The sequence below is a fragment of the Afipia sp. OHSU_II-C1 genome, from assembly GCF_000497575.1.
In the GTDB taxonomy this organism is placed as follows: domain Bacteria; phylum Pseudomonadota; class Alphaproteobacteria; order Rhizobiales; family Xanthobacteraceae; genus Afipia.
Genome location: NZ_APJI01000006.1, coordinates 215086 through 239031 on the forward strand (window position 1 = coordinate 215086; position 23946 = coordinate 239031).

The window sequence follows — 23946 nt, forward strand, 5'->3', positions numbered from 1 at the left end:
TGAGCAAACCGAGGCCGAAAATGGCCCGGACCACTCGCAAGACTTAATAACAGGAGACCACCATGCGGCTTCTCATCGTTGGCACACTCAAGGGCCAGCTTACCACCGCCACCAAGATCGCCATGGACAATGGCGCGACGGTGACCCACGCCGAAGACAGTGAACAGGCGATGCGTGTGGTGCGCGGCGGCAAGGGCGCCGACCTGCTGCTGGTCGATGTCGCCCTCGACATCCGCGATCTCGTGATCCGCCTGGAGGCCGAACATATCCATGTGCCGATCGTCGCCTGCGGCATCACCACCGATGCCCGCGCCGCGGTCGCCGCCATCCATGCCGGTGCGAAAGAATACATCCCGCTGCCGCCCGATCCGGAACTGATCGCAGCGGTGCTGGCCGCGGTCGCCAACGACTCGCGCGACCTGATCTATCGCGACGACGCCATGGCCAAAGTTGTAAAGCTGGCACAGCAGATCGCAGGCTCTGATGCATCAGTGATGATCACCGGCGAATCCGGCACCGGCAAGGAAGTGCTGGCACGCTATGTCCACACCCGCTCCAACCGCGCCCGGAAGCCGTTCATCTCGATCAACTGTGCTGCGATCCCGGAACACCTTCTGGAGTCCGAACTGTTCGGCCACGAGAAGGGCTCGTTTACTGGAGCGATCGCACGGCGCATCGGCAAGTTCGAGGAAGCCACCGGCGGCACGCTGCTGCTCGACGAAGTCTCGGAAATGGACGTGCGGCTGCAATCAAAGCTGCTGCGCGCAATTCAGGAGCGCGTGATCGACCGCGTTGGCGGCACCCGCCCGGTGCCGGTGGACATCCGCATCATCGCAACCTCGAACCGCAATCTCGCCGACGCCGTCAAGGAAGGCAAATTCCGCGAGGACCTGCTGTTCCGGCTCAACGTCGTGAACCTGAAAATTCCGGCGCTGCGTGACCGCCCCGCCGACATTCTCGAACTGGCGCAACATTTCGCCAAGAAGTATGCCGACGCCAATGGCGTGCCGCTGCGGCCGATTTCGGCGGAAGCGCGCCGCGTGCTGACCACCAACCGCTGGCAAGGCAACGTCCGGGAGCTGGAAAACACCATGCACCGCGCGGTGCTGATGGCCAGCGGCGACGAGATCGGACCGGACGCGATCATTTCGCCGGACGGCGACCGTCTCGACACGGCGAAGACGCCGCCCGCGGTGGCGCATGCAACCTTCGCCGCTGAACAGGTGACCCGCGCGCTGGTCGGCCGCACCGTGGCCGATGTCGAACGCGACCTGATCCTCGAGACGCTGAAGCACTGCCTCGGAAACCGCACCCATGCTGCGAACATTCTCGGCATCTCGATCCGCACGCTGCGCAACAAGCTCAACGAGTACGCCGACGACGGTCAGCCGATTCCGCCGCCGGGCTCCGGCGAACTGCGCGGTGTCGCAGCGGCCTGATCACAACTGAGAGAATTGAGCCGGCGCGGGCCTATTTCTGCGCCGGCCTTTTTGTGTCCGCTTCCACCAGTTGCTTCATGCTGGCGAGTCCCTTATCCATTTCACCGCCCAGCACCTTGTCCATGCTGACGAACATGCAAATTACCTTGGCGATGAAATCGTTCTGGCCGGAGATCGTCCAGGACACGGACGTAGCACCACCTTCCGGCTTCAATGAAAAATCCGAATAGCTGGTGCCGACGAACGGTTTCACAAAATCCGTCTTGATCTTCACATGCTCGCCGGACTGACTTTCCGTCAGCGTCATGCGGCCCTCGCCCACCTCGTTGTTGCCCGACCATGCGAACATCGCGCCCTTGCCACTGGCGGGTCCGTCGAACGACACTTTCGCCTTCGGATCACGCTTGGCCCAGGGCGACCACGCCTGCCAGCGGCGCAGGTCGTCGATCTGCGCGAAAACATCCGGCGCGGGCGCGGACATGACCGTGGTGCGCGAGACCCGATATTCGGACGGCTGCAACAGGATCAACGCGAGAAATGAGCCGATGGTGGCGATCAGGCCGATCAGGACCTTCTGCATCATGATGGCTAGCCTCTGTCCCGTTCCACGTTCGAGCTGCGGCTGGGCACGCCGAACTCCTTGCGGCAGACCTCGGCCAGCGCGGCAACGCCGTCGCGGATGTCCTGCACCGACGGACTGGCGAAACACAGCCGCAGCCGGCTTCTGCTGTGACCGGCATTGACCGACCACTCGGTGCCGGGATTGATCGCGATGCCTGAGGCCAGCGCGGCCTGATAAAGCTTCATGGTATCAACGTTATCGGGCAGCTTGACCCAGAGAAAGATTCCGCCCGGCGGATCGTCGAACTCGGCAGCGGTGCCGAACTGCTCGGCCAGCGCCTCCATCATCGCTTCCAGCTTGACGCGCAGGCCCCGCGCCAGTTTCGGCACATGGTCGTTGAAATGCGCGGTGCAGAATTCCGCCAGCACCATCTGCTCCAGCGCGCCGGAGCCCGCGTCGGTCTTGATCGGCAGGATGCGCGACAGCACTTCCCATGGCGCCACGATGTAGCCGACGCGCAGCGCAGGCGCGACCGACTTGGAAAACGACCCGATGTAAATGACGCCTCCAGCCTTGCTCATGGCGTACAGCGCAGGCGGACGCTGGCCGCTCCAGATCAGGTCAGCGTAGCAATCGTCCTCAAAGATCGGCACGCCATACTCTTCCGACAATTTGAGCAGCTCGGCGCGGCGCTGCTGGCTCATGATGGTGCCGGTGGGATTCTGCACCGTCGGGATGGTGTAGATGTATTTCGGCCGGATGCCTTTGCTCTTGAGGTCTGCGAGCGCGGATGCGACCCCATCAATCCGCATGCCGCCGTCATCGAGCGGAATGCCCACGATGTTGACGCCGCGCCGGACCAGCCGCGTGATCGATCCCTGGTAACACTCCTGCTCGATCAGCACGGTGTCGCCCGGCGATGTGAGAAGCGCGTTGACCAGGTCGAGGCCTTGCAGCGAACCCGATGTGATGAGGATTTCATCTGCGGTGCAGGTGATACCTGCATCGCGCTTCAGCTTGCCGACCAGAAATTCGCGCAGCGGACGATAGCCGAGCGGTCCGCTGTTGAGACCGTAGGTGGCGAGCGTTGCGCCTTCCCGCGTCAGCACGGCCGTCGATGCCGCCAGCAGCCGGTCTACCGGCACCTGATCGGCGTCATTGTTGCCGCCGACGAAATTGTATCGGGGGAAGTCGTTCCATTTCGCCGCCGCAGGCGGCAGTCCCTTGGCCAGCAGCGGCGTGAAATCGAACGAACCTGAACTCATGACGGCGTCTCCCCGTTTGTTGTTGTTTTGCATGAGGGACACCCTCATGGCCGGGTTTACACCGGTTATATGACGCCAACTTACAGAAACGATCCGCGATTAGGCAACCGGCATCGCCGCCGCAGCGCTTCAGGCGCGGGACGGCCGGTTGGAGCGCTCATAGATCACCGGCGGCGCGGGATCGTCGCCCGCCGTCGAGCGGAGATAGAAATTGTAGGCGAACAGGCCCAACACGATCGCGACAAAGGCGACAACGAGTCCGACAAACACGCGCTTGAGGATTTCCACCATCGTTGAGCGGCTGTCAGTGTGCATCCAGAGCGGCGCGTTTGGCGACGTGCCGTTGCAGCAGCCACAGCAGCGGCGCGTAGATCAGTGTCATGAACATGCCGAACATCGTCCCGATGCTCGGGATGCCGTGAAGTACCACCGAGTAGAGTTCCGCCAGACCACCCAGGACGATCATCAGCGTCAGAATCCCAAATCGCTCACGATACCGCTCGACATGCGGGATCGAGGCCAGAAGCACGATGCCCATTCCAGTCATCATGCCCGAGAGAAGCCGAAAATAGTTGTCGACCGTGATGGTGCCAACGCCGTGCAGGAACTGCACGCCAAGGATCACCCCGCACAGACCCAGCCCGAGCAACACCAGTGCGCTGAAAGCGGTGGCAATCTGAAGAAAAAGCCGTTCCATAGCGCACCGGGTTGATTGGGATTGTCAGGCCGAACCATATATGGGAAGCGGCTGCGATGGCGACGGATGTTTCGTCACGAAACGCCTTATTATTTATCATCATAAATGCCGCGAGTCAGGTATGCACCTAGGCCCCGCTTGCGGCAGCTTATCCGCTTGCGGTTCATCTTATTTGAAGTATCCAGCACATCACGATGACCTCCTTCACGCCGCATCAGGATCAGGCGCTTCGCGCCGTCGCCGACTGGCTCAAGGCCAGGCCGGGCAAGAACGGCACGCCGCCTGTGTTCCGGCTATTCGGCTTTGCCGGCACCGGCAAGACCACCCTGGCGCGGCATATCGCCGACGGCGTCAACGGCAATGTGAAATACGCAGCGTTCACCGGGAAAGCCGCGCTGGTGATGCGCAACAAGGGTTGCGACAACGCCTCCACGATTCATTCCCTGATCTACCGCACCCGCGAATCCGGCGAGGAGCAGCCGAGCTTTGAATTGTGGGACGATGCGCCCGCCTCCAAGGCCAAGCTGATCGTGATCGACGAATGCTCGATGGTCGACGCGGAACTCGGCCGCGACCTGATGTCGTTCGATTGTCCGCTGCTGGTGCTCGGTGATCCGGCGCAATTGCCGCCGATCCAGGGCGGCGGCTTTTTCACCGACGCCGAACCGGACGCGATGCTCACCGAGGTTCACCGGCAAGCGCAGGACGACCCGATCGTGCGGATGTCGATGGCGGTCCGCGAAGGGCGTCAGCTCGACCTCGGCACCTTCGGCGAAAGCGAAGTGGTACGGCGCGACGCACTCGATCCGGATCGCGTGATGGCGGCGGATCAGGTTCTGGTCGGGCGCAACAACACCCGCCGTGCCTACAATATACGCGTCCGTCAGAAACAAGGCATCGAGGATCCGTTGCCGGTGGCCGGCGACAAGCTCGTCTGCCTGCGCAACAACCGCAAGAAAGCGCTGTTCAACGGCGGGCTGTGGCGGGTGAAGTCGCGCACGCCGTCAAAGTCGAAAATCCTCACCATGCGGCTGTCGCCGGACGAGGAATTCGGCGCGAAGGTCACAAAGGTGTCGGTGCGGCAGGACTGTTTCAGCGGCGGCATCGAGGACATTCCATGGGAGCAGCGCCGGCCCTACGACGAGTTCGATTACGGCTATGTGCTGACCGTGCACAAATCCCAAGGCTCGCAGTGGAACGATGTCGTGCTGTTCGACGAAAGCTTCGCCTTCCAGGACAGCCGCGCCCGCTGGCTCTACACCGGCATCACCCGCGCCGCGAAACGGTTAACGGTGGTTGTCTGATACTTTTTGCCGACGCCGGTTTCCGCATCGCAAAACGCAATTTTCTTGAGCCGTCCTATCATTAGCACCTATGGTCAACCCCAAGCTGGCCGCAGATGCCGGCTTCGCCGTGGGGCACGGCGCGCGCAGGCTGAGGACCGCAGGGGGATGACCGATTCCGTAAGTGGCGAGCTGGAAATCTCCGGCCGCAATCTCGCGGGTTCCGCCTCCGGCAACCTGCTGACGCGGTGCGTCCGCTGGCTCAGCCAGTGCAATCCCTACGATCTCGCCTCCTGCGTCTCGCTGGCCGCGCTTGTCGTCATCGCGCTGTGGACCTTCCAGGATTACGCGATCTCCAATGACGAGGGCGTCCAGCATCGCTACGGCGAACTGATCATCGCCTATTACAAGAGCGGCTTCACCGACCTGTCGCTGTTCAAGCTCGACAACCTCTATCTCTACGGCGGACTGTTCGACCTCCTCGGCCTTGGCCTGAGCTACATCATTCCCGTCGATCAGTACGAACTGCGTCACCTGTTGTGCGCGCTGATCGGGATTGGCGGAGTCGGCGCCGCCGCTGCCACCGCGCGGCTGATCGCGAACCCGCGCGCCGCCTTCTTCACCATCGTGGTGCTGGCGCTGTGCGGATCGTGGTACGGCGCGATGTACAACCACACCAAGGGCATTCCGCTCGCCGCCTTCATGGCCGGTGCGCTGTATTTCCTGATCCGCGCCAGCCGAAACCTGCCGACACCGCGCATGCGCGATGTGATCGGGTTCGGCGTGATGACCGGCGCCGCGCTCGGCATCAGGTCGCTCAGCCTGCTGCTGATCGGATATCTCGCCCTCGCCGTCCTGATCAATCTGCCGCGTCCGGTGATCGGGCACTGGCATGAGCGCGCACGGTTCGCGATGCGCTCGGCACTGTGGTTCCTGCCGGCGCTGGTGATTGCATATCTCATCATGATCGCGGCATGGCCGTGGGCGGCGCTGTCGCCGCTTAATCCGGTGCGCGGACTGCTTTCATTCAGCGAGTTTCACTATCACATCCGCACGATCCTGTTCGGCAAGGTCTACGAGATGGCCGACGTGCCGCGCGCCTATGTGCCGACCTATATCGCGATCCGGCTGCCGCTGCTGACGCTCGGCGCAACGCTGCTCTCGCTGGTGCTGATCGCCCTGCCGGCGCGCCTTGGCGGCATCAGCGGTGCACCGCGCCGCGAACTTGGCCTGATCGCATTCGCCGCGATCTTCCCGGTGGCGTGTCAGGTCGTCGTCGAAGGACCCGCATTCGACGGCTGCCGCCATTTCCTGTTCGTGTTTCCGCCGATCACAATTCTTGCTGGCGTCGGCCTCAGCGCCTCGATCGGCGCACTTGCGCGCCTGCATCGCAATGTCCTGATCGTCTGGCTCGCGGTTGTCGCCACCTGCTACACGTGGACGGCGGGCAAGCTCTATCACCTGCATCCCTACGAGTATCTCTATTACAACCAGCTTGTGGGCGGACTCGAAGGCGCCTCCCGGCGCTTCGTCACCGATTACTGGGTCAACAGCATGCCGGAGGCTGTCGAGGAGCTGCACGATTTCCTCGACCGCACCGAGCCCGCGACCGCTCAGACCAAACCGTATCGTGTCGCCGTCTGCGGCGAGCGTGTCTCTTATGAAGAATACGCGCGGCCCAATCTGCAATGGATCAAGATGTATGACTGGCGGCTGGCGGATTTCTACATTGCACCAACGCACATGAATTGCGACCGCATTCTGGCGGGGAAAGTGATCGCGAAGGTCGAACGCATGGGCGTGACCATCGGCGTGGTGAAGGACCGCCGCCGGATTCGCGAACAGGAAGAATAATCGCGTCCGCGCAGAGCACACGGACTTTTGTCCGGCAATCGCGGTTGAGGTGCAATGATACGAAACCTTTTGCTCCGCAAGGGGTTACCTTTGACATGCCCCAGCGACACTCCGCCTCGCGACGTCGCATTTCAAACCTCCACCTTACCTCTCGTGCACTGAAGGAAAATACATGCGAACAACAAAACTTCTCGCCGCCGCTCTGCTTGCCGGTTCGGCAGCCCTCGCCGTCCCGCAACCCGCGACCGCGGCCCCGCTGATGAACAACACGATGCTGTCCGGCGCGGCTTCAGGCAACGTTGAGAACGTTCAGTACTATCCGGTTCGCCGTTACGGCTACGGTCCCCGTTATGGCTATCGCGGCGGCTACTATCGGCGCGGCTACGGCAGCACGGCGGCGGGCGTCGGCATCGGCCTCGCCGCGGGCGCGATCATCGGTGGCGCCATTGCCTCGTCGCAGGCGCAGGCCCAGCAGAATGCAGCCTATTGCGCGCAGCGCTATCGCTCTTACGATCCCGCGTCGGGCACCTATCTCAACAACGACGGCAACCGTTATCCCTGCCCGTAAGTTTTCCTCCCTGAATTCTGAACGATCACGAAAACCGCGAGACATTCGTCTCGCGGTTTTTTGTTGCACAAAGCGGCGCAATATCTGTGGTTCGGAATGAGGTGCTCGGATAGGCTTCGCCACCGACAAGAACGACCACCGGGGAAATGCCATGACCATCCGCACGCACGCCGCACGATATGCCGCCGCCCTGCTCGCGCTCACGGGAGCAGGCACGCTGTCTTCGACGGCCCTGAACGCGCAGACCGCCCAGCCGCTTCCGACGGCGGCGCAGACCGATCCGAAGACGCTCGGCCTGATGCAGGGCTTTCCGCCCCCGCCGGACAAGACCATCCGCTTTATCGATGGGTCGTCGTCACGTTTCCCGAACACGCGCTGGTCGTTCAGCCATTTCCGCGAACTGATGCCGACCGCGACAGTGTCGCGCGGCGAAGGACCCGTCGTGCCGCTGCCGCGCGCCGAAAAGGATCTCGGCGCCGTCGCCATCACAACGATGGACGGCAAGGCGATCACCTTCAACGACGCAATGCAGTTGACCTATACCGACGGCATCGTGGTGCTGCACAAGGGCAAGATCGTCTATGAAAAGTATTTTGGGGAAGGCAGCCCGCAACTGCCGCACATCGCGTTCTCGGTGACGAAGTCGTTCGTCGGCACGCTGGCGGCGGTGCTCGCGGCCAACGGCAAGCTCGATCCCGCAGCCCCCGTCACGAAGTATGTGCCCGAACTGAAGGACACGGCCTATGGCGATGCCACCGTGCGCCAGGTGATGGACATGACCATCGGCGTGAAGTTCTCGGAGAACTATTCCGATCCGAACGCCGAGGTGTTCGACTATGCCCGTGCCGGCGGCATGATGCCGATCGCGCCCGGTTATCAGGGGCCGCGCAGTTTCTACGACTTCCTCGTCAAGCTGAACAAGGAAGGCGAGCACGGACAGGCCTTCGCTTACAAGACGGCGAACGCCGAAGTTCTTGCCTGGATCGTCAAGCGTGCCTCCGGGCAGTCGCTGGCCGCACTGCTGTCCTCGGAGATCTGGTCGAAGCTCGGGGCGGAGCAGGACGGTTACTTCATGGTCGACAGCATCGGCACCGAATCTGGCGGCGGCGGCTACAACACCGCGCTGCGCGATCTCGCGCGCTTTGGCGAGATGATGCGCAACAAGGGCAAGTTCAACGGCCAGCAGGTCATTCCGGAAGCCGCCGTCGCCGACATCACCCAGGGCGGCAAGAAGGACGACTTCGCCAAGGCCGGTTACACGCTGCTGAAGGGCTGGTCCTATCGCGACATGTGGTGGATCACCCACAACGAGCATAATGCCTATACGGCACGTGGCATCTACGGCCAGAGCATCTATGTCGATCCGACCGCCGAGATGGTGATCGCGCGATACGCCTCGCATCCAATGGCAGCCAATGCCGCCAACGATCCGGTCTCGCTGCCGATGTACATGGCGCTGGCGAAGGAATTGATGAAGTAGGCGCGTCTCGCGCGCACGTGCGCGGTACCCGTATGACAAATCAGACCTTGATGCGCGAGGCCTGACCAATTTTCGGTGTCGTCCCCGCGAAAGCGGGGACCCATAACCATCAAATGCCGAGATGATGGCGGGATGATCGCTCAGGCATCTCTCGCAAATGGAAAGCTCAGTGATTATGGCTCCCCGCTTTCGCGGGGATGACATCATAATCTTGGATAGCTCCCTCGTTGTCGGCCGGAGCCTTACTAAGCCACATCCCTACGCGGCATCGCGGTCACGGCGTGCGCAGACACCGCATCCAGCACCTGCCGTAACTCCTCCTCCAGATATTCATTGGCGATGATCAGCGCCTTGAGCGCGCCGCGCAGATCGCCGCCGCAGGTCGCGATCGCACTGTCGACGGCGCGGTCGTAACGGTCGATGTCCTGTTGGGTGGCCAGTGTGAACATGATGACTTTCCGATGCTGGCAGAGATTCCGGCACACCGGACATCTCGCCCGGCGAGTCGCGACCTGATTTTATGTTCTCTATTTGTTCTTTGTCTGCAGAAACTGTCAAGAGCCCGGCCGGTTTACCCACTGCTTGATTGAGCAAGGCCCAGGCGCAGTCACGCAACGCGCGACAGGTGTCCTCGGGGCGCGGGCACGGACTGATTGCGCCCGCGCGACTTGGCCTCATAAAGCGCCTTATCTGCAGCCTCAATCAGATCCGCCGGCTGCAGCGATGCGCTCGGCACGAGACTGGTGACCCCAATGCTGACGGTGGTGGCCCATTTGTCGGCGGACAGCATTTCCACCTTGGTGCGGATACTTTCTCCGACGGCAAACGCCGCGTCCGTGGAAAGGCCCGGCAGCAACACCGCGAATTCCTCGCCGCCGTAGCGCGCAGCGCAATCCCCCGTGTGCCGGACCGCGCCGGCGATGCTGGCCGCAATCCGGACCAGCACCTGATCGCCGGCCTGATGGCCGAACATGTCGTTGTAGGTCTTGAAGTGATCGGCATCGATCATGAGAAGCGCGAGCGGCTCCTGACGCCGCTGCGCCCGCGACCACTCCCGTTCGATGACCTGATTGAACTTGCGGCGGTTCCTGAGGCCGGTCAGCGCATCGGTGATCGCAAGTTCTGCAAGCCTGTCCTCGGCGCGCCCGCGCCGCTTGATTTCACGCACGAGGATCATCGTCGCACCGGCAACAAACGCAATCAGCGCCAGCATGATCCCGCCGACCCGCAGCGCCTGGCTGCGCCAGATGGCGAAGATGTCAGTCCAGGATTTGCCGACGATAACGATCAATGGATGGCTGCTGTCGCGCCACACATAGAGACGCTTGATCGGATCGATCGCGCCGGACCCTTCAAACGATCCGCTCTGTTCCACGAGGACGCGTTTGACACCGGGACTCTGGCTCAGGTCCCTGCCGATCACATCCAGATCGAATGGCGTCCTCATGATCACCACGCCATCCCGCCGGATCACGCTGATAACATCGTCCGCTGCAAGGCTGAGGCGCTCGAACAGGTCGTGGAAGTAGCTGAACCGCAAGGAGCCCACAACCACGCCGAGAAAGGCGCCGTCCCTGCCTGTGATCCGGCGGCTGAGAACGATCGCGTAAGCACCGCGATGCAGACCTGGCCGGCCGATGAACAGACCGGCGTTGGGATTGTCCCGGTGCACCGTGAAATAGTCCTCGTCGGCGCGATTTTCCGGATTCGGATCGTAGGTCGCCGAATCGTGGATAAGTTTCCCCGCGGCGTCGAACACCTGGATGGCGCCAAAGTGTTTCGCGGTGGCCGCGTGGTCGAACAGAATAAGATTTAGCAACCGCTTGCTGACACCGGCAAGCTCCGGCTCGATCATGTTGCTCGCGACATTGCGGAGCGACAGATCGTAGAGTTCGATGTTGCGGCTGATGTCAGAATCGATCGTTGTGGCGAGGTTTTCCATGGACCGCAGCGCCAGCGCCTGTTCGCCGCTGCGCATGTCCAGCATGACGCTGCCGCAAACCGCGGAAAAGCCGGCGATCGTCGCAACCGAGCACAGTATCAGCAGCTTTGCCGATATCCGGCCCGGTCGGGTCGCCTGATCTTTTGGCCGTCGAAACCACATCGCACACTTGTCCCCAAGCGTGCCTGAATGCGCCCAATTCGTTGCGGCGGTCTTTAAATGATCGGTTTCATATCGTTCGGAGTTAACGAAATATTTCCGGATTGGATACGATTGGACCGGGCAGTATGCGATGGCGCGCGTCGCTAGCGCTGCACGCGGATACCGAGCATCACAACGGTCGCGGCGGAACTCGCACCGTTAGCCGAACTGTTCAACCAGTCGTGCCGCACCTGTCCCTTGATCTGGAACGTGCGCGACAGCTTGTAGACCAGATCGCCTTCCACGAAATAGCGCCGGTCGAAGCGGGTGCCGTCGTAGTCCGACGTCCCGGTGCCAACCTTTGCGGTGCCGATCAGCCAGCGGCGAAACGCATGATCGACCTGGAGCGAGTAATCGCGGGAAATTACGCCGGAGACGCCGGGCAGCGTGGTCTCATCGATCGAGGATGTCGCATCGAAACGCACCGTGGTCAGCCCGGTCGCGGTCCAGATCAGCGATGCGCTGGTCAGCAGGCCCTTCATGTCGCTGAGGCGCGGATCCTGATAGCTGCGCTGTGAATAGCCGATGGCGGCTTCGCCGGTCAGCAGCCGCGAAAATTCAAACGTGGTGCCGGCCTTCACGTAACCGCCGGTGGAATCGCGCTGATAGCCAGCGCGATCGAACTTCACGTCGTGAAGGCGGGTGTTGGCGGCGAATTCGCCAAACGGTTTGAGGCCGGGCATCAGATCGTAGCTGACGCGCGCGAGACCGCCGAACTGGTTGAAGTTGCGGTCGTCGTTGGTGGACGTTGAACCGTCGGTGAGCTTCGATTGCTGATAGGTGGTGCGATCGCCGAGCCCGGCCACCGCAACCTGCAACCGGTTGAAATCGTGTTCGACGCCCGCGGTGCCGCCGATATTCGTGGCCAGCGGATATTGCGCAAGACCGGCCTGGATGTTCGGCGAACCGGGATTGTCTGTGAAAACCCGCATGCGCAGTTCGGTATTGATGCGCGTATCGCGCGTCGCGTCGATGCGGCCCGCGACCTTGCCATTGAACGTCGGGGCGTCGATGTTGGTCGGCACCGGCGACGGGCCGGTGGCGAGCGGCGGAAACGTCGTGCCGTAACCGGTGAACGATCCGCGCAGATCGGCGATTAGCGAATGACGCTCCCAGTCGGACGCAATCAGCAGTTCAGGAGCGACCGTGTAGAACCCCGACCCCTTCGGCGTATTCATGCGGCCGGGATTGGTGTTGTAGCCGCCCCACAGTTCGACTGCGGCCTTCGTAAGAAACGTACCGGTGTGGAAGCCGACATTGGCGAACGGATCGTCATCGACCTTGAGGCGGCGGCGCTGCGGCTGGCCGGGAAACGTGCCGGCAACCGACTGCGAAACCGGCGCCGCGACCTTTGCAGCTTTCGGGGCGGCGGCCGGCGGATTGCCGGGACCGACAATCTTCGGCTTCGGTGCGCCGGGATAAAGTTTCTGTTTCTTGCGGGTGCGGTTGAGCGAGTCGAATCCGACGTCAGACGCGCCCGACGCAGGTGGAACACCGTAGGTCGGGATTGCGCCGATCCGCGACGGCGCCCTGACACTGGGCTTTGGCGCACCGTCGTTGGCCATGTTGTCGGCGGTCTTGCGAAGCAGCGACTTGTCCGGCGGCGCGAAACCGCCCTGCGCCGGGTTCATCATGTCGGCGGTCAGAGCCTGCGCCATGGCCGTTGCAGGGTTCCACAGCATCAGCACGCAGCACGTCGGCAGCATGCGCCATCCAGACGCGCGCCAGCGACGATCCCACAACCGGACAGGTTGCTGCGAGCCCTGCACTTTTCACTCTTCTCCCGGCCCCGAAAGTCACCTGGGGCCGCGCCGGAAAACGAAACAACTTCAAGCAATTGCCGGCCAAAACGCCGCCGTCCGGCGTTGCTGAACGCCGTTAACAGAGTTAAAACAATTATGGTTAACGGAGCGTTGAGGGCGGCCCTGGCGCGTCGCCTCAGCAGCTTGAATGTGCTAGGAAATGTCCCGGATTGGCGCGCGCGTCGCGCTGCCGTCCCTTCAACCGGAATCACGCATGGCCACTTCAAAACCGCGGACGGCGACCCCTTCCGCGACTCGCGCGGCATCTGCCGCCATCGAGTCCGCACTGCGCACCCTGGACGCCGAGGCGAGCGGCATCACCGCACTCGTGAACGCCCTGCAGTCGGATCTCGGAGCGGCTTTCGATGCCGCCATCGCGCGCGTCCGCGAGGCCCACGGCCGTCTGATCGTGACGGGCCTCGGCAAATCCGGCCACATCGGCAAGAAAATGGCGGCGACCTTCGCCTCCACCGGCACGCCCTCATTCTTCGTCCATGCAGCGGAGGCCAGCCACGGCGATCTCGGCATGATTACGCCCGACGACGTCATCATGGCGCTGTCATGGTCCGGCGAAACCGCCGAACTGAAGAACCTCATCAACTATTCGCGCCGCTTCCGCATCGGGCTGATCGCGGTCACATCGGAAGCGGATTCGACGCTGGGCGCGGCCGCCGACATCGTCCTGACGCTGCCGAAGGCACGGGAAGCCTGCCCGCACAATCTCGCCCCGACCACATCGTCGCTGATGCAACTCGCGCTTGGCGATGCGCTCGCCGTGGCGCTGCTGGAAAGCCGTGGCTTCACGGCGCTCGATTTCAGCGCGCTGCATCCCTCCGGCAAGCTCGGCGCCATGCTGAAATTCGTGCGTGACCTGATGCACAAGGCCGAAGCGGTGCCGGTGAAGCCGCTCGGCACCAAGATGTCCGAGGCGCTGGTGGAGATGACCTCCAAGGGCTTCGGCTGTGTCGGCATCGTCGATGGGCGCGGCGAGATCACAGGCATCGTCACCGACGGCGACTTGCGCCGTCACATGCGGCCCGACCTGATGACGGCAAGCGTCGACGAGGTGATGACAAAAAATCCAAAGACCATCAGCCCGGATCTGCTCGCCAGCGAGGCGCTGGAAATTCTCAACGCGTCGAAGATCACCGCGCTGATCGTGACCGAGGGCAGGACGCCTGTCGGGATCGTGCACCTGCACGATATTCTGCGCGCAGGCGTGGCGTAACATTCCTTCCCATCATCGCGAGCGAAGCGAAGCAACCATCTTGTGGATAAAACTGGATTGCTTCGCCGTCATGGTCCTCGCAATGACGGCAATTGAACCTAGGCTGCATCGACTTTCAGATTCGCCCCATCGGCGCTGACGATCTTCACACGGCTGCCGGAAGGCGCATCCGGGCCCGAAACGCGCCAGACCGTATCGTCGATCCTCACCGTGCCGATGCCGTCCACGATCGGCTTCTCAAGCGTGAAAACGCGGCCGATCAGGCCTTCCGCGCGCCTGTTGAGAAACGGCTTGTCGGTCGGCCTGGCATTTCGTCCCGAGTAGTATCGCCACAGCGGCACCATCGCGATCGACAGCGCGGCAAACGCAATGACCTGCGCCTGCCACGACCACGCGATGCCAAATGACAGCAGCCCGACAATCAGGGCTGCGAGGCCGAGCCACAGCATGAACACGCCGGGCGCGAACGTCTCGATTGCCATCAGCACCACGCCGATGATCAGCCAGTTCCAGTTCCCGAGTTTCGACAGAAGCTCGACCATATCGATCAGGCCTTCGGATTGGTGTTCGGCACTGTCGGCGGGCGGCGGGCCGCCGCGGTGGCTGACGCTGCACTTTCGCCGAAGGTCGCCTTTGCGATCTCTCCGATGCCAGCAAGCGACCCGAGCATGCCGGTCGCTTCGATCGGCAGCATGATGATCTTCTGGTTCGGCGACTCCGCGAGCTGACCGAACGCCTTGATGTATTTGTCCGCGATGAAATAGTTGAGCGAAGCGACATCGCCGCTGGCGATGGCATTGCTGACCATCTCCGTTGCTTTCGCTTCGGCTTCCGCCGCGCGTTCGCGGGCCTCGGCATCACGGAATGCAGCCTCTCGGCGGCCTTCGGCCTGAAGAATCTGCGACTGCTTGGCACCTTCCGCGCGCAGGATTTCGGACTGGCGCTGACCCTCAGCCTGAAGAATGTCGGCGCGCTTGACGCGCTCGGCCTTCATTTGCCGGCCCATCGCCTCAACCAGATCGTGCGGCGGTACAATGTCCTTGATCTCGATGCGGTTGACCTTGACGCCCCACGGCGAAACGGCGGCATCGACCACGCGCAGCAGCCGCTCGTTGATTTCATCGCGGTGCGACAGCACCTGATCGAGATCCATTGAACCCATCACCGAGCGGATGTTGGTCATGGTCAGCGTCACGATGGCCTGATTGAGATTGGATACCTCGTAGCTCGCCTTGGCGGCATCAAACACCTGATAGAAGGTGACGCCATCCACCGTGACGGTGGCATTGTCCTTGGTGATGACCTCCTGCTGCGGAATCTCGATCACCTGCTCCATCATGTTTACCTTGCGCCCGACGCGGTCGAAGTAGGGAATGATGATGTTGAGGCCCGGACCCAGCGTGCGGGTGTATTTGCCGAACCGTTCGATGGTCCAGTCGTAGCCCTGCGACACCGTTTTCACGCCGGCAAACAGCGTGAAGATCACCAGCAGAACGAACGCGATCGCAAAAATATCGAAACCGGACATTTAAAACTCCCTGCAAAAATAGACCTGAAGCGCAAGACCTGAGATGCGGGCAGCCTAGCACGGGCACGCGACAGCCGCTCCGTCGCTTGGTCGATTTAAGCGGGGATACGGTTCGAAAGAGAGGACAAGTCGCGCCTTGAAAAGGGCGGGCCGGGCGATTAAATCGCGGCCGCTCGGATCCAGCCTCTTAGATCCAGCCTTGCAGCTCGCGCAGCACGATCTGGCAGATCACATCCATGCCCTCGTCGCTGTCGTTGAGGCACGGAATGGCCGAGAATTCCTCGCCGCCGGCATGGCGGAAGATTTCGGCATTTTCCATCACGATCTCTTCAAGCGTTTCAATGCAATCGGCCGCGAAGCCCGGCGTTACAACGGCAATCCGCCGCACACCATCCTTCGCAAGCTGCTCGACAGTCTGGGCGGTATAGGGCTGCAGCCATTTCTCATAACCGAACCGCGACTGGAAGGTGAGCATTAGACTCCTCTCGTCGAGACCCATACGCGTGCGCAGCGCATTCACCGTCGCAACGCACTGCGCCTGATAGGGGTCGCCCTTGTCGATGTACGACTGTGGCATGCCGTGGAACGACGCCACGATGGTCTCAGGCTTGTAAGATAACGTCGCCAGATGACGCTCGATCGAGACCGCAAGGGCATCGATGTAACCCGGGTCGTCATAATATGGCGGCGTGAACCGCACCGTCGGCTGAGCACGCATGTCCTTGAGTGCGGCGGCAACCTTGTCCACCACCGTCGCCGACGTCGACGCAGAATATTGCGGATACAGCGGCATCACCAGAATCCGGTCACAGCCCAGCGCCATCAGCGCATCGATCCGCGACTTGATCGATGGATTGCCGTAGCGCATGCCCCAGTCGACAACGACATGCTTCTGATCAGCGATCGACGCGGCCAGCTTCTCGGCTTGGGCGCGCGTAATGGTCTTGAGCGGGGACTCGTTTTTTTCGGTGTTCCAGATCTTCAGATAATCCTTGGCCTTCTTGGCCGGACGAATCTGCAACACGATGCCGTTGAGAATGATTTGCCAGATCAATCCGTTGTTCTCGATCACGCGCGGATCGGACAGGAACTCGCGCAGATAAACGCGGACACCCTTCGCATCGGCTGTGTCAGGTGTTCCGAGATTGACCAGCAGCACGCCGACGCGTGACAGCGCCGGTTGCGCGGCGGGCCGATGTGCATCGAGGGGAATGACGGCTGTCATGACGGGTCTGGCATCGCGCGTTGCAGAAATGTTGTCAAGGCGACCGGTATCAGAAACAGGTGACCCGTTCCGCGGCAATGTATCCCAGCAGCAGGCCGGTGCCGAACAGCAGCACCAAGGCCGCGGCGCCAAACTCGATTCCGCGCAGCAGGATCGCGCCGCCGCCATCGCGGCCCGCGGCCATGCGGCTGGCGAGACCCTTGGCCGACACCGCGATGATCGCAATGGCCGAGACGGTGATCGCGGTGCCGAGCCCCATCAGCAGCGTTGCCGCCACGCCCGCCCAGAACAGGCCCTGCGCCAACGCAAACACCAGCACCAGAATTGCGCCGGAGCACGGCCGGATGCCGACCGTCAGGATGGCGCTCAATCCGCGCGACCAGCCGCCGGGACCGGCGAGCGCACTCGGCTCCGGGCCATGGGAATGACCGCAGTGCTCATCGTGAACATGATCCGGATGGTTGTGATCATGGTGGTGGGCATGTGCGTGGTCGTGGGCAACTCGCTCATGCGTATCGTGAGAATGCCCATGATCGTGATGGGCATGATCGTGACCGTGCGCATGCGCCATCGCAGGAACGAGCGGCGACCGCGCACCACGCCATGACCGCATGGCACGAAAAAATCCGCCGCCCTTGCTCCATACCAATCGCGCACCGAAAGCCGCGATCAGACCATAGCTGGCAATTTCAATCACGCGCTCGGCACCGCACATGGTCTGCGCGGTCGCGTTGAGCAGCAGCGCGCCGATGCCGACGATCGCGATGGCCACCAGCGCCTGCATCAGCGCCGAGGCGAACGACAGCGCGATGCCACGCTTGGCTGTCTCCTCGTTGGCGACGAGGTAGGACGAGATCACGGCCTTGCCGTGTCCCGGACCGGCCGCGTGAAAGACACCGTAGGCGAAGGAAATGCCAAGCAGCGCCCATACCGCGCTGCCATCGGTCTTGGCGGCACGAATGGTCCTCGACATCTGGAGATAGAATTCGGATTGCTTGGCGAGCAGCCATCCGATGATGCCGCCGACCTGCGGCTCGGCAACGGCTCCCTTCGGAGCGCCGAAGGGATTTTGCGCCCACGCCGCATGCAGCAGGACATCAACCAGACCCGCGAGAGCCAGCGTCACAACACCGGCCATCGCGATCCGCTTCAGCATGGGACGAGAGATATCCATCAAGGGCAATCCACCGTGATCTTGTTCGCGAACATCGCGCCATAGTTTGAGTTATCGCCGTTCAGAAAGCTCTGCTCGTTCATCGTCTGCGCCTGCGCGCTGCCGTCGGTCGGACGCTGGACCGTCAGCTTGCAGGTCGCAGGTGCGCCGACCAGTGTCACCGGATCTTTCTCGTTCAACTGAAAATCGATGAAGTAGGACGGATCGAACACCTCGAGCGCCAGTGCCGGGGTCTTGACCGGCGCCTTGAACGGCAGCGTGAAGTGCAGCGTCAGCGCTGAGTCCTTGTATTCGAGATAGTAGTCGATCGGATCGTTGAATTTTTCCTTCTTCTGGCTGCCTGCGCCGCCTGCCTTGGCGAAGGTGAAGAAGGCGTATTCCTTCAGCGACTCCACATTGGTCTGCGCCAGCGGTTTCAGCTCGTCGCGGGTGTAAACGCCCTTGGTCTTGCTCTCGATGCCCTGCAAGGCATAGGTCGAGAACATGTCGTCGAAGGTCCAGGCGTGACGAATGCCGGTGATCGATCCGTCGGGGGCGTAGATCAACTCGCTCTTGGCTACGATCCAGACATGCGGATGCGCCTGCGCCGCACCGGCAGCGACTGCCAGCATGGCCACAACGACAAGGCACTGAATGAGGCGGCGCATCTTGATCCGTCCTATGCGGCTTCGGGTTCGCTGAGCAGGCCGCGGCGGCGCAGCAGCGCGTCGGGTTCGGGTTTGCGCCCGCGGAAGGCAATGTAGGCGTCCTCCGGATCGCGCGATCCGCCCGACGAATAAATGTCGTCATGCAGGCGCTTCGCCACCGCCGGATCGAAGATGTCGTGCGCTTCCTCGAAGGCGCCGAACGCATCCGCATCCATCACCTCCGACCACATGTAGCTGTAGTAGCCCGACGCATAATGATCGCCGGAGAAGATATGCCCGAACTGCTGCGGCCGGTGGCGCAATGCGATCTCAGCAGGCATGCCGATCTTCTCCAACTGCTGCTTCTCGAAGGCGTGCACGTCAGTGATCGAAGCCGCCGGCTGGGTATGGAATTCGAGATCGATCAGGGCCGACGAGACGAATTCCACCGTGGCGAAGCCCTGGTTGAACTTGCGCGCGGCAATGAAGCGCTTGAGCAGATCCTCCGGCAGCGGCTCGCCGGTCTGGTAATGCCGCGCGAACTTTTGCAGCACCTCCGGCCGCTCCTGCCAGTGCTCGTAAAGCTGCGACGGCAGTTCGACGAAGTCCGTGAACACGCTGGTGCCCGACAGCGACGGATACATCACGTTCGACAGCATGCCGTGCAGGCCATGGCCGAACTCGTGGAACAATGTGCGGGCATCGTCCGGCGACAACAGCGAGGGCTGGCCGTCCGTGCCCTTCGAGAAGTTGCAGACATTGATGATTAGCGGCGCGACATCGCCGTCGAGCTTCTGCTGGTCGCGCAGCGACGTCATCCAGGCGCCGGAGCGCTTCGAGGGACGCGCGAAGTAATCGCCATAGAACAGCGCCTTGTTGTTGCCCTTGGCGTCCTTGACCTCCCAGACCCGCACATCCGGATGCCAGACAGGGACGTCCTTGCGCTCGCTGAAGGTCACCCCGAACAGCCGGGTCGCGACGTCGAAGGCGGCGTCGATCATGTTGTCGAGCGTCAGGTAGGGCTTGACTGCCGCATCATCGAAATTGGCCCGGCGCTGGCGCAGCTTCTCGGCGTAGTAGCGCCAGTCCCAGGCAGCGAGCCTGAAGTTGCCGCCCTCCTCTGCGATCAGCGCCTGCAGGGCGTCGCGGTCGGCCATGGCGCGGGCGCGGGCCGGCTTCCAGACCCGCTCCAAGAGGCCACGTACAGCCTCCGGAGTCTTGGCCATGGAATCTTCCAGGCGGTAGGCGGCGAAGCTCGGATAGCCGAGGATTTTCGCCCGCTCCTCGCGCAGCTTCAAAACCTCGAGGATGGTGGCGCTGTTGTCGTTGTCGTTGCCGTTATCGCCGCGGGCAGTGAAGGCCTTGAACACCTTCTCGCGCAGGTCGCGGCGGCGGGAGTCCTTCAGGAACGGCTCGACCGACGACCGCGACAGCGTCACCACCATCTTGCCAGGCATGCCGCGCTCTTCTGCCGCGGCCTTGGCAGATGCGACGAAGCTGGCCGGCAGGCCCGCCAGATCGCCCTCGCCAAGCTCCATGGTCCAGTCCTGCTCGTCGCCGAGCAGATGATGGCTGAACGATGTCGCCAGATGCGCCAGCCGCTCGTTGATCTCCGCGGTCCGGGCCTTGGCGGCCTCGCTGAGCCCGGCGCCGGAGCGATGGAAGCTGGTCCAGGTCCGCTCCAGCAGCCGCGCCTGCTCGCCCGTGAGATTGAGCGAAGCCGCCTTGTCACGCAGCTTCGAGATGCGACCAAACAGTGCGGCATCCATGGAGATCGGATTCCAGTGCCGCGCCTGCTTCAGCGCCACTTCGGATTCGATCTTGAGAAGCTCGGGATTGGAGTGTGCGCCGACAAGATCATAGAACACCGCCGACACCCGGGAGAGCAGCTTGCCGGCCCGCTCCAGCGCCGTGACGGTGTTCTCGAAGGTCGGCTCGGCCGGGTTCGCCTTGATCGCCTCGATCTCGGCGGAGTGAGCCGCAAAGGCCTGGTCGAAGGCCGGCAGGAAATGCTCAGGACGGATGTCGGCGAAGGGAGGCGTCTCGAACGGTGTCTGCCAGGCTGTCAGCAGCGGGTTGGTGTTGGGGACGGCAGCCGTTGCGGACGCTTCTGACATGGTAAGGCCTTATTTCCAGCAATTTCCAAGGCACCCTCTATACCATCCGGTGGGGCTTTTTTGCGCCCTAACCCTTGATCGGGACCGCGATTTCGCAGAGATTGCGGCCCGAAACGGGATCACAAAGTCATGAACGCCAAGAAGCTCGAAGCCAACGCCCGCGAAATCGCGTGGCCCAGCGTCATCACCGTCATCAGCGCAGCGATCCTGATCGGCGCCGAGGTGTTCGGCGCGGCGTTCGCCGGAGGCTGGGCGCTCGCGATCCTGTTCGGCCTCAGCGACACCGCCGCTCACATCGTCCAGATCGTGCTCTTCCTGATCGGCGTCGTCATCATGATCGCGTTTGTGCGCGGCGCGCAGCGCGTCGAGCCGTTTACCCGGAAGATCTGAGATTCCGGCTGCGCCGCAGGCGCTTTTCACACGCCGAAAAATTAACGCACATTCATCTTTCTCTCAGATCGTTAACTCACGCGCGACATTTCGATCACGCTATCGGGAAAGTTATCCCGTGGCGTAGAAAATACTTGCGAACCAGACTCAAAACTCATATTTCCACCCTTGCCCAATTTCGCACGTGCCTGTGGTCGTGTGTCAGTCGGTAGGTATCCGGACAAGAGGCCGGACAGCCGCCAAGGGGACGAAGAACCGAGGGTCGCTTCAGTCGTGAGACTCAAGAGGCCAGCATCTCTCTCAAGGGATGCCGTTGAAGGTGACTTCTCTCCTTGCAACCGTGACTGGCAGCCGGAGGCGAACCGGCGCACCCCGCTCTCAACGGGGGACGCGACTTAAAGCAACGACGGATCGGGCTTTTTTGGTCTCTACCGGCATTCCACCGCCGGCGCGGGCTACTGAAAAGGCTTGTCCTTCATTGCCAGGTGTGCGGGCGGGAAAATCCCAACCAATCCACGGCAGCACAGTTTGGTTTGAGTTTTAGGCTCTGTCGCGTCTCCACAGTGCGGCACAGGTCTATCGCTCATCCGACATCATTTTTGGACGTCCCGTCGCTGGGCGTTTGGGAGGGTGCTATGACCGACCGTATCCAGGAATTCCTGCGCAACCGCCGCAGCGAGGGCCTCGACACCGAGCCATGCCTCGTCGTTGACCTCGAAGTCGTGCGCGACAACTACCAGACCTTCGCGAAGGCGCTGCCTGACTCGCGCGTGTTCTATGCCGTCAAGGCGAACCCGGCGCCGGAAGTGCTGTCGCTGCTGGCGTCGCTCGGCTCGTGCTTCGACACCGCAACCGTTGCGGAGATCGAAATGGCGCTGGCTGCCGGTGCGACCCCGGACCGCATCTCCTTCGGCAACACGATCAAGAAGGAGCGTGATATCGCGCGCGCCTACGCGCTCGGCATCCGCCTGTTCGCGGTGGACTGCGCCGCCGAAGTCGAGAAGATCTCCCGTGCCGCTCCCGGCGCGAAGGTCTTCTGCCGCATCCTGTACGACTGCGCCGGCGCCGAGTGGCCGCTGTCGCGGAAGTTCGGCTGCGACCCGGAGATGGCTGTCGACGTCCTCGACCTCGCCAAGAAGCTGGGCCTCGAGCCGGTGGGCATTTCGTTCCACGTCGGTTCGCAGCAGCGCAAGGTGAAGGCGTGGGATCGCGCACTGGCGATGGCTTCGACGGTGTTCCGTGACTGTGCCGAGCGTGGAATCAACCTGTCCCTGGTCAACATGGGCGGCGGATTCCCGACGAAGTACCTCAAGGACGTTCCTCCGGTCGTGCAGTACGGCCGGTCGATCTTCCGCGCGCTTCGCAAGCACTTCGGCAACCAGATCCCGGAGACCATCATCGAGCCGGGCCGCGGCATGGTCGGCAATGCGGGCATCATCGAGACCGAAGTCGTTCTGATCTCGAAGAAGAGCGACGACGATGAGAACCGCTGGGTCTACCTCGACATCGGCAAGTTCGGCGGCCTCGCCGAGACGATGGACGAGTCGATCCGCTACCAGATCCGCACGCCGCACGACGGCGCGGACATGGCTCCGTGCATTCTCGCCGGCCCGACCTGCGACTCCGCAGATGTGCTGTACGAGAAGGTGCCGTACCCGCTGCCCGTCACGCTCGAGATCGGCGACAAGCTGCTGATCGAAGGCACCGGTGCGTATACGTCGACGTATTCGGCGGTGGCTTTCAACGGCATCCCGCCGCTGAAAACCTACCACATCTGATCGCGTCGATCGGCACATCTGAACTACCTCATCTGAGGCCTGAAATAACCGGGAGCCGGTCCGCCGGCTCCCATCCCGTCACATCGCTATTTGCTGACAACGCTCCGCGGTCGCCTTGCCGCTGGAGTGGGGACTGACGTGCCATGACTGCTGTTTGGAAAAAGACCACCGCCCTCACCTTTGAGACCGCTCCGTTCGCGATCCGTGCGGAACGAGCCTCGGACGTCGCCGCGCGTGAAGCGCTGCTGGATGCGAGCTTCGGCGAAGGCCGTCATGCGCGCACCTGCCAGCGCCTGCGCGACGGACGCATGCCCGCCGAAGGCCTCGCCTTCTCGGCTGTGCATCAGGGCCGCGTGGTCGGCACCGTGCGGTTGTGGCACGTCAGCGCGGGGGCCATCCCCGCGCTGGTGCTCGGCCCGCTGGCCGTCGAAGCCTCGTGCCGTTCGCTCGGCGTCGGCGCGGCGCTGATGAATCACGCGCTGGCAGCGGCGAAGGCCCGCGGCCATGGCGCTGTGATCCTGCGCGGGGACGCTGGCTACTACGCGCGCTTCGGCTTCTCGGCGGCCAAGACCGGCGAGCTGGCGCTGCCCGGCCCGTTTGAGCGCGAGCGGCTTCTGGCAGTTGAGCTGCGCCCCGGCGCCCTGGACGAGGCCTTCGGCATGATCGTGGCGACCGGCGACAAGTTGCGCCGTGCGGCGGTCCGCGCAGGCGCCAAGGCTCGAAAGCTTCTCATCCAGGCCGCTTGATTTGAACGCCAAGACCCGGCATTGCGGGGTCTGAAAACAAG

At 62.6% G+C, this 23946-nt stretch carries 22 protein-coding genes; 9 read left to right on the forward strand and 13 right to left on the reverse strand.

Translation table 11 applies throughout. The features are described from left to right. Positions 1 to 62: 62 nt before the first annotated feature. Complete coding sequence (locus tag I554_RS0106170) at positions 63 to 1439, forward strand: sigma-54 dependent transcriptional regulator (RefSeq protein WP_024575920.1); 1377 nt, start codon at positions 63 to 65, stop codon at positions 1437 to 1439. A 31-nt stretch (positions 1440 to 1470) separates the two neighbouring features. Here the strand turns inward: I554_RS0106170 and I554_RS0106175 are convergent, their stop codons facing one another. The 4 genes from I554_RS0106175 to I554_RS0106190 all read right to left on the reverse strand — a co-directional run bounded on the left by I554_RS0106175 (position 1471) and on the right by I554_RS0106190 (position 3963). Then, positions 1471 to 2022 (reverse strand): SRPBCC family protein, encoded by a 552-nt coding sequence (locus I554_RS0106175; RefSeq protein WP_024575919.1) that lies wholly within the window; start codon positions 2020 to 2022, stop codon positions 1471 to 1473. 5 nt (positions 2023 to 2027) lie between these two features. Next, positions 2028 to 3266: a PLP-dependent aminotransferase family protein gene (locus I554_RS0106180; protein WP_024575918.1), complete on the reverse strand. Its 1239-nt coding sequence runs from the start codon at positions 3264 to 3266 to the stop codon at positions 2028 to 2030. 129 nt (positions 3267 to 3395) lie between these two features. After that, entirely contained in the window at positions 3396 to 3581 is a 186-nt protein-coding gene (locus I554_RS26790) for a hypothetical protein (protein WP_152527653.1), read from the reverse strand. Beyond that, a complete protein-coding gene (locus I554_RS0106190; RefSeq protein ID WP_024575917.1) occupies positions 3571 to 3963 on the reverse strand; it encodes a DUF4345 domain-containing protein in 393 nt (130 codons plus the stop codon). The genes I554_RS26790 and I554_RS0106190 overlap by 11 nt, the downstream gene beginning before the upstream one ends. A 194-nt stretch (positions 3964 to 4157) precedes the next feature. Between I554_RS0106190 and I554_RS0106195 the strand changes: the two genes are divergently transcribed. From I554_RS0106195 to I554_RS0106210, 4 genes are all read left to right on the forward strand, one after another. Next, positions 4158 to 5267 (forward strand): AAA family ATPase, encoded by a 1110-nt coding sequence (locus I554_RS0106195; protein WP_024575916.1) that lies wholly within the window; start codon positions 4158 to 4160, stop codon positions 5265 to 5267. 147 nt (positions 5268 to 5414) lie between these two features. Further along, positions 5415 to 7100 (forward strand): glycosyltransferase family 39 protein, encoded by a 1686-nt coding sequence (locus tag I554_RS0106200; protein ID WP_024575915.1) that lies wholly within the window; start codon positions 5415 to 5417, stop codon positions 7098 to 7100. Between the two features lie 172 nt (positions 7101 to 7272). After that, a complete protein-coding gene (locus I554_RS0106205; protein ID WP_024575914.1) occupies positions 7273 to 7668 on the forward strand; it encodes a BA14K family protein in 396 nt (131 codons plus the stop codon). 151 nt (positions 7669 to 7819) lie between these two features. Then, a complete protein-coding gene (locus I554_RS0106210; RefSeq protein ID WP_024575913.1) occupies positions 7820 to 9148 on the forward strand; it encodes a serine hydrolase in 1329 nt (442 codons plus the stop codon). Between the two features lie 245 nt (positions 9149 to 9393). On the opposite strand, the gene I554_RS0106215 is transcribed toward I554_RS0106210, so the two are convergent. The 3 genes from I554_RS0106215 to I554_RS0106225 form a co-directional block, all read right to left on the reverse strand. Continuing rightward, positions 9394 to 9597 carry a hypothetical protein gene (locus I554_RS0106215; protein WP_024575912.1) on the reverse strand — a complete coding sequence of 68 codons (204 nt, stop codon included), beginning with the start codon at positions 9595 to 9597 and terminating at the stop codon, positions 9394 to 9396. Positions 9598 to 9755: 158 nt separating this feature from the next. Then, positions 9756 to 11135, reverse strand: a complete 1380-nt coding sequence (locus tag I554_RS0106220) for a sensor domain-containing diguanylate cyclase (RefSeq protein ID WP_244432722.1) — start codon at positions 11133 to 11135, stop codon at positions 9756 to 9758. A gap of 260 nt (positions 11136 to 11395) precedes the next feature. Next, on the reverse strand, positions 11396 to 12997 hold the full coding sequence (locus I554_RS0106225; RefSeq protein WP_024575910.1) for an outer membrane beta-barrel protein: 1602 nt from the start codon (positions 12995 to 12997) through the stop codon (positions 11396 to 11398). Positions 12998 to 13307: 310 nt separating this feature from the next. On the opposite strand from I554_RS0106225, the gene I554_RS0106230 reads away from it, so the two are divergent. Next, positions 13308 to 14321 (forward strand): KpsF/GutQ family sugar-phosphate isomerase, encoded by a 1014-nt coding sequence (locus I554_RS0106230; RefSeq protein ID WP_024575909.1) that lies wholly within the window; start codon positions 13308 to 13310, stop codon positions 14319 to 14321. A gap of 98 nt (positions 14322 to 14419) precedes the next feature. Here I554_RS0106230 and I554_RS0106235 read toward each other — a convergent pair whose 3' ends face one another. From I554_RS0106235 to I554_RS0106260, 6 genes are all read right to left on the reverse strand, one after another. Continuing rightward, on the reverse strand, positions 14420 to 14863 hold the full coding sequence (locus I554_RS0106235; RefSeq protein WP_024575908.1) for an NfeD family protein: 444 nt from the start codon (positions 14861 to 14863) through the stop codon (positions 14420 to 14422). A 5-nt stretch (positions 14864 to 14868) separates the two neighbouring features. After that, positions 14869 to 15849, reverse strand: a complete 981-nt coding sequence (locus tag I554_RS0106240; protein ID WP_024575907.1) for an SPFH domain-containing protein — start codon at positions 15847 to 15849, stop codon at positions 14869 to 14871. A 187-nt stretch (positions 15850 to 16036) separates the two neighbouring features. Next, positions 16037 to 17074 carry a ferrochelatase gene (hemH, locus tag I554_RS0106245; protein ID WP_024575906.1) on the reverse strand — a complete coding sequence of 346 codons (1038 nt, stop codon included), beginning with the start codon at positions 17072 to 17074 and terminating at the stop codon, positions 16037 to 16039. 49 nt (positions 17075 to 17123) lie between these two features. Next, complete coding sequence (locus I554_RS0106250; RefSeq protein WP_024575905.1) at positions 17124 to 18248, reverse strand: nickel/cobalt transporter; 1125 nt, start codon at positions 18246 to 18248, stop codon at positions 17124 to 17126. Continuing rightward, complete coding sequence (locus I554_RS0106255; RefSeq protein WP_081710741.1) at positions 18248 to 18895, reverse strand: DUF1007 family protein; 648 nt, start codon at positions 18893 to 18895, stop codon at positions 18248 to 18250. Before I554_RS0106255 ends, I554_RS0106250 begins: the two co-directional genes overlap by 1 nt. Positions 18896 to 18906: 11 nt before the next feature. Then, positions 18907 to 20991, reverse strand: coding sequence for a M3 family metallopeptidase (locus I554_RS0106260; RefSeq protein ID WP_024575903.1), 2085 nt, complete (start codon positions 20989 to 20991; stop codon positions 18907 to 18909). A 129-nt stretch (positions 20992 to 21120) separates the two neighbouring features. On the opposite strand from I554_RS0106260, the gene I554_RS0106265 reads away from it, so the two are divergent. From I554_RS0106265 to I554_RS0106275, 3 genes are all read left to right on the forward strand, one after another. Then, a complete protein-coding gene (locus I554_RS0106265; RefSeq protein ID WP_024575902.1) occupies positions 21121 to 21381 on the forward strand; it encodes a hypothetical protein in 261 nt (86 codons plus the stop codon). A gap of 635 nt (positions 21382 to 22016) precedes the next feature. Then, on the forward strand, positions 22017 to 23159 hold the full coding sequence (locus I554_RS0106270) for a type III PLP-dependent enzyme (RefSeq protein WP_024575901.1): 1143 nt from the start codon (positions 22017 to 22019) through the stop codon (positions 23157 to 23159). A 143-nt stretch (positions 23160 to 23302) separates the two neighbouring features. After that, complete coding sequence (locus I554_RS0106275) at positions 23303 to 23905, forward strand: N-acetyltransferase (protein ID WP_024575900.1); 603 nt, start codon at positions 23303 to 23305, stop codon at positions 23903 to 23905. Positions 23906 to 23946 lie beyond the last annotated feature (41 nt).

What these genes read in the sequence shown, in the direction of transcription:
- I554_RS0106250 (WP_024575905.1), bottom strand. Translation starts at nt 18,248, where the DNA reads ATGGATATCTCTCGTCCCATGCTGAAGCGGATCGCGATGGCCGGTGTT.
- I554_RS0106235 (WP_024575908.1), bottom strand. Translation starts at nt 14,863, where the DNA reads ATGGTCGAGCTTCTGTCGAAACTCGGGAACTGGAACTGGCTGATCATC.
- I554_RS0106265 (WP_024575902.1), top strand. Translation starts at nt 21,121, where the DNA reads ATGAACGCCAAGAAGCTCGAAGCCAACGCCCGCGAAATCGCGTGGCCC.
- I554_RS0106195 (WP_024575916.1), top strand. Translation starts at nt 4,158, where the DNA reads ATGACCTCCTTCACGCCGCATCAGGATCAGGCGCTTCGCGCCGTCGCC.
- I554_RS0106170 (WP_024575920.1), top strand. Translation starts at nt 63, where the DNA reads ATGCGGCTTCTCATCGTTGGCACACTCAAGGGCCAGCTTACCACCGCC.
- I554_RS0106210 (WP_024575913.1), top strand. Translation starts at nt 7,820, where the DNA reads ATGACCATCCGCACGCACGCCGCACGATATGCCGCCGCCCTGCTCGCG.
- I554_RS26790 (WP_152527653.1), bottom strand. Translation starts at nt 3,581, where the DNA reads ATGCACACTGACAGCCGCTCAACGATGGTGGAAATCCTCAAGCGCGTG.
- hemH (WP_024575906.1), bottom strand. Translation starts at nt 17,074, where the DNA reads ATGACAGCCGTCATTCCCCTCGATGCACATCGGCCCGCCGCGCAACCG.
- I554_RS0106225 (WP_024575910.1), bottom strand. Translation starts at nt 12,997, where the DNA reads ATGCTGCCGACGTGCTGCGTGCTGATGCTGTGGAACCCTGCAACGGCC.
- I554_RS0106190 (WP_024575917.1), bottom strand. Translation starts at nt 3,963, where the DNA reads ATGGAACGGCTTTTTCTTCAGATTGCCACCGCTTTCAGCGCACTGGTG.
- I554_RS0106260 (WP_024575903.1), bottom strand. Translation starts at nt 20,991, where the DNA reads ATGTCAGAAGCGTCCGCAACGGCTGCCGTCCCCAACACCAACCCGCTG.
- I554_RS0106270 (WP_024575901.1), top strand. Translation starts at nt 22,017, where the DNA reads ATGACCGACCGTATCCAGGAATTCCTGCGCAACCGCCGCAGCGAGGGC.
- I554_RS0106180 (WP_024575918.1), bottom strand. Translation starts at nt 3,266, where the DNA reads ATGAGTTCAGGTTCGTTCGATTTCACGCCGCTGCTGGCCAAGGGACTG.
- I554_RS0106200 (WP_024575915.1), top strand. Translation starts at nt 5,415, where the DNA reads ATGACCGATTCCGTAAGTGGCGAGCTGGAAATCTCCGGCCGCAATCTC.
- I554_RS0106205 (WP_024575914.1), top strand. Translation starts at nt 7,273, where the DNA reads ATGCGAACAACAAAACTTCTCGCCGCCGCTCTGCTTGCCGGTTCGGCA.
- I554_RS0106275 (WP_024575900.1), top strand. Translation starts at nt 23,303, where the DNA reads ATGACTGCTGTTTGGAAAAAGACCACCGCCCTCACCTTTGAGACCGCT.
- I554_RS0106255 (WP_081710741.1), bottom strand. Translation starts at nt 18,895, where the DNA reads ATGCGCCGCCTCATTCAGTGCCTTGTCGTTGTGGCCATGCTGGCAGTC.
- I554_RS0106175 (WP_024575919.1), bottom strand. Translation starts at nt 2,022, where the DNA reads ATGATGCAGAAGGTCCTGATCGGCCTGATCGCCACCATCGGCTCATTT.
- I554_RS0106220 (WP_244432722.1), bottom strand. Translation starts at nt 11,135, where the DNA reads ATGCTGGACATGCGCAGCGGCGAACAGGCGCTGGCGCTGCGGTCCATG.
- I554_RS0106240 (WP_024575907.1), bottom strand. Translation starts at nt 15,849, where the DNA reads ATGTCCGGTTTCGATATTTTTGCGATCGCGTTCGTTCTGCTGGTGATC.
- I554_RS0106215 (WP_024575912.1), bottom strand. Translation starts at nt 9,597, where the DNA reads ATGTTCACACTGGCCACCCAACAGGACATCGACCGTTACGACCGCGCC.
- I554_RS0106230 (WP_024575909.1), top strand. Translation starts at nt 13,308, where the DNA reads ATGGCCACTTCAAAACCGCGGACGGCGACCCCTTCCGCGACTCGCGCG.